Genomic DNA, 3,526 nt, shown 5'->3' on the forward strand with positions numbered 1-3,526 from the left:
GGGGGGGGGGCCTCACCCCCCCCCCCGCGGCGGCTATGGGGGGCGGAACGGGGGGGGGGGGCCGGCCCCCGGCAGGGGATTGCGGTGCGATGCGGCCGCGGTCCGCCACATCCGGCCATGCACCAGCCAGTAGTGTTACCAACCAGTAGGTGATGTCCCGGAAACATCATGGGGCCGGTATGCGGCCACGTCTCCGGGGCGGGGAACAGAGATGTGCGAGGTGGATTGTGACCGGATCCAACGCCGTGGAACGCGACCCGGTGCCGCAGTTCGCCGGCGTGCCGGTCCACAAGCGACTCCAGGACGCCGCAGGGGCGTTGGAGCGCGCGGTGATGGTCCGGCTCGTCGAACGGCTTCCCGTATACGGAACGCTGCCGGCGGAACACCTGGGCGGCGACATCGCCAAGCAGGTGACCCGCGGCATCCGGAGCTTCGCGGCGGTGCTGTCGACGGGCGAACTGCCGGGACAGGCCGAAGCGGCGGCGATCCGCGAGTCCTCGGCCCGGCGTGCCGACGAGGGGGTGCCGCTGGAGGCCGTGGTCGGTGCCTACCACCTGGGTGCCGAGGAGTGCGCCGCCCAGGTCTTCTCGGCGGCCGAACCGGGCGACCTGGGCGATGTGCTGCTGGTCCAGCGCCACATGCTCGCGTTCCTGCGGCTGGTGACCTGCGAGGTCGCGGCCGGGTACGTGCAGGAGCGGCAGACGGCGCTCAGCGACGAGCAGGTCGCCTTACAGTCGCTGCTGTCGCGGCTGCTGGAGGGCGGCAGCCCGCAGGCCGCCGCCGACCGCGCGGGCATCCGCCTGCCGCCCAGCTACCTGGTGCTGAGCGTCTCGGTGGGACCGCACCCGGACGAACTGGTGCCCGGGGTGAACCACTCGGTGGCGGCGCGCCGCAAACTCCGGCGGCTGCGCAACGAGTTGCAGCGGCAGACGACGGGAGTCCCGTTGTCCGTGCTGTCCGGTGACGGCGGGCTGATACTCATCCCGTACGAGACACCGGCCGCCGACTTCGGCCGTGCGGACCGGGACCGGCTCTCCCTGCTGGTCGGGCAGCTCGGCCGGATGTGCGGTGCCGAGCTGGTGGCCGCGGCCGCGGCGGCGGCACCCGAGGGCGTCGCGGAGGCCGCCCGGCTGGCCGGTGAGGTGCGCGAGGTGGCGCAGGCGTCCGGCCGCGGCCCCGGACTGCACCTGCTGGACGACGTGCTGCTCGAATACCAGCTGAGCCGCCCCGGCCCGGCCCGGGAGGCACTGGCCGCACTGCTCGACCCGCTCGATGCGCGCCCCGAGCTGCTCGTCACGCTGCGCGCGTTCCTCGCGTGCAGCCTGGACCGGCGCCGGACCGCCGCCCGGCTCAACGTCCACCCGAACACGGTGGACTACCGGCTGCGGAAGGCGACCGAGTTCACCGGGCTGGACGCCGCCCGCGGCGCCGACGCCCTGACGCTGCGCGCCGCACTGGCCGCGCACGACGCCGAACGGCGGGGCCGGCCCGACGCGGGCTGACCGGGACCGGCCGCCGTGCGGTTGCGCTGCGCCGCCGACCGGTCACGGGCGGCGACGGCCCGGCCCCCGGCACGGCGCGCGGTGGTGCGATCAAGGCGGAACGGAGGTGCGATGGAACGGCATCCGCAGACCCTCGGGCCTGCGGCCTCCCGGAGACAGGCGGTGACCCCGTGTCCGTCCGCACCCTGGCCGTCTGCGCGGCCTGCTGCGCCCTCGCCCTCGCCCCCTGCGCCGCTTCGGCTCAGGCCGCCCCGACCCCGTCCGAGCCCTGCCCCTCCGGCTGGGTGTGCGGCTGGACCGGCCCCGACTACACCGGCGTCGCGAGCTTCGTCCGGCAGGACATGCCGCGGTACCCGGAAACGACCGCGTACGTCGGCTTCAACGGCGGCACGTCCGTGTGGAACGCGGCCGGGACGTGGCGCCGGGACGGCCGGCTCTGGGGTCGGTGCGTGACCGTGTACAGCGGCACCGAGTATCGCGGGCAGAGTCGGACCATCCGCCCGGACCAGGGGATCGCCCGGCTCCCCGCGTCGTTCGGGAACGTCCGCTCCGACCGCTTCCACACGTGCCGGCTGTCCTGAACACGGACGGCCTGCCGGCCGGCGCAGCGGTGTGACCCCGGCGGCGGCATAAGCACCGAGAGGGGCCCCACGGGGCCGGGGGCGGCGTACGGTCGGGCGAAGGGCCGTGGCATACCGTCCGGGCGGTCGCGCCCCACCCGGTCACGGAGCGACCGGTCCGTCGTCGATGCCGCCGGAACAGGAGCACCCGATGCGTCTTTACGCCCAGACCCGCGCACGTCGTATCCGGCAGGTGCTGGCCGATCTGACCGCCGTGCTGCTGGTGGCGGTCGCGGTGAGGTTCGCGCTGGCCGTCCATGACGGGATCATGCTCCTGGCCGCGCCGGGGCGGGAGTTGGAGGACGCGAGCGGCGGCCTCGCGTCCGGCCTCGCCGATGCGGGGGACGCGGCGTCGAACGTACCGCTGATCGGGGGCGTCCTGAAGAAGCCGCTGCAGTCCGCCGCCGAGGCCGGGCGCGGGCTGTCGGACGCCGGGCAGTCGATGCAGGACGCGGTGGGCCGGATGGCCGATCTGACGGCGTTCGCCCTGATCGTCTTCTCCGTGGGGCTGGTGCTGGTGGTCTGGCTCCCGCCGCGCGTGCGCTGGATCCGGCGCAGCGCCCGGATCCGCGGGCTGCTCGACTCCCCGGGTGGCGCCGACCTCTTGGCCCTGCGGGCCCTGACCGGGCCGGTGAAGGACCTGGCCGCGGTGCCGGTGCCGCCGGGAGGTCTCGCCGACGCATGGCGGCGCGGCGACGAGCGGGCCATCGGCGACCTGTCCCGGGTGTCGCTCAGGCGGGCCGGTCTGAGCGCCTGACACCGGCGGACCCTGCCGTGGCATGGGCCTCGCGCTCCCCCCGTACAGTGTGCGCGGCGCGGCACGGTGCACGACCGGAGGGGGATGTCCGAGATGGCGGACGAGGCGGGGGCGCAAGCGCGCGGCCGGGGTGCGGGAGGGGCCGACCCGGCGCCGGCGCTGAGGTTCGCGACCGAGCTGTGCGCGTGGGTGGCCACACCGTGGGCGCTGGCGCCCTGGTCGGTCGTGGCGGCGGTGGCCTCCGTGGTGCTGCTGATCGGGCTGCCGACGGTGTTCGCGACTCCCGGGGACAAGAACCAGGTGATCGTCCCCGTCCCGGGGGCGGTCACCGTGGGTCTCGTCCTGCTCCAGCTGGTCGCCGCCGTGGCCGCGGCCTGGGCTGCCTGGCCCGTGTGGGCGGCCGTCGCGGTGACCGTACTGGCCACCACCTGCCTGTGGACGGAACGGACCCGCCGGCGCCGCCTCCTGCGCGGCGGCGCGGCATGACGGGTGCAGCCGTGCCCGTGGGCCCCGCCCTCCGGAAGCGGCCCGCGCAGGGGCCGGGGCCGGCCCTGGCCGGGGCTAACCCTTGGCCGGGGGGGGGGCGGGGCGGGGGGGGGGTGGGGGGGCGGCCGGGGGGGGGGGGGAGAGACCGCGGCCCCGCCCGC

Annotated in this window: 4 protein-coding genes; all 4 read left to right on the forward strand. The window is 76.0% G+C overall.

The window, feature by feature from the left end; all coding sequences use genetic code 11:
- Window positions 1-227: 227 nt before the first annotated feature.
- The 4 genes from ACFXA3_RS26365 (at window position 228) to ACFXA3_RS26380 (ending at window position 3,365) form a co-directional block, all read left to right on the forward strand.
- Window positions 228-1,502, forward strand: coding sequence for a PucR family transcriptional regulator (locus ACFXA3_RS26365; protein WP_385190769.1), 1,275 nt, complete (start codon window positions 228-230; stop codon window positions 1,500-1,502).
- A gap of 170 nt (window positions 1,503-1,672) precedes the next feature.
- Window positions 1,673-2,083 (forward strand): peptidase inhibitor family I36 protein, encoded by a 411-nt coding sequence (locus ACFXA3_RS26370; RefSeq protein ID WP_385190771.1) that lies wholly within the window; start codon window positions 1,673-1,675, stop codon window positions 2,081-2,083.
- Window positions 2,084-2,273: 190 nt separating this feature from the next.
- Window positions 2,274-2,879, forward strand: coding sequence for a hypothetical protein (locus ACFXA3_RS26375; protein ID WP_385190772.1), 606 nt, complete (start codon window positions 2,274-2,276; stop codon window positions 2,877-2,879).
- A 93-nt stretch (window positions 2,880-2,972) separates the two neighbouring features.
- Window positions 2,973-3,365 (forward strand): hypothetical protein, encoded by a 393-nt coding sequence (locus ACFXA3_RS26380; RefSeq protein ID WP_385190781.1) that lies wholly within the window; start codon window positions 2,973-2,975, stop codon window positions 3,363-3,365.
- The last annotated feature ends 161 nt before the right edge of the window (window positions 3,366-3,526 follow it).

Origin of the sequence: Streptomyces sp. NPDC059456, from assembly GCF_042750055.1 — a bacterium.
Taxonomy (GTDB): domain Bacteria; phylum Actinomycetota; class Actinomycetes; order Streptomycetales; family Streptomycetaceae; genus Streptomyces.

Bases quoted from the DNA above. Each gene is read 5' to 3' on its own strand.
- ACFXA3_RS26380 (WP_385190781.1), top strand. From the start codon at position 2,973: ATGGCGGACGAGGCGGGGGCGCAAGCGCGCGGCCGGGGTGCGGGAGGG.
- ACFXA3_RS26375 (WP_385190772.1), top strand. From the start codon at position 2,274: ATGCGTCTTTACGCCCAGACCCGCGCACGTCGTATCCGGCAGGTGCTG.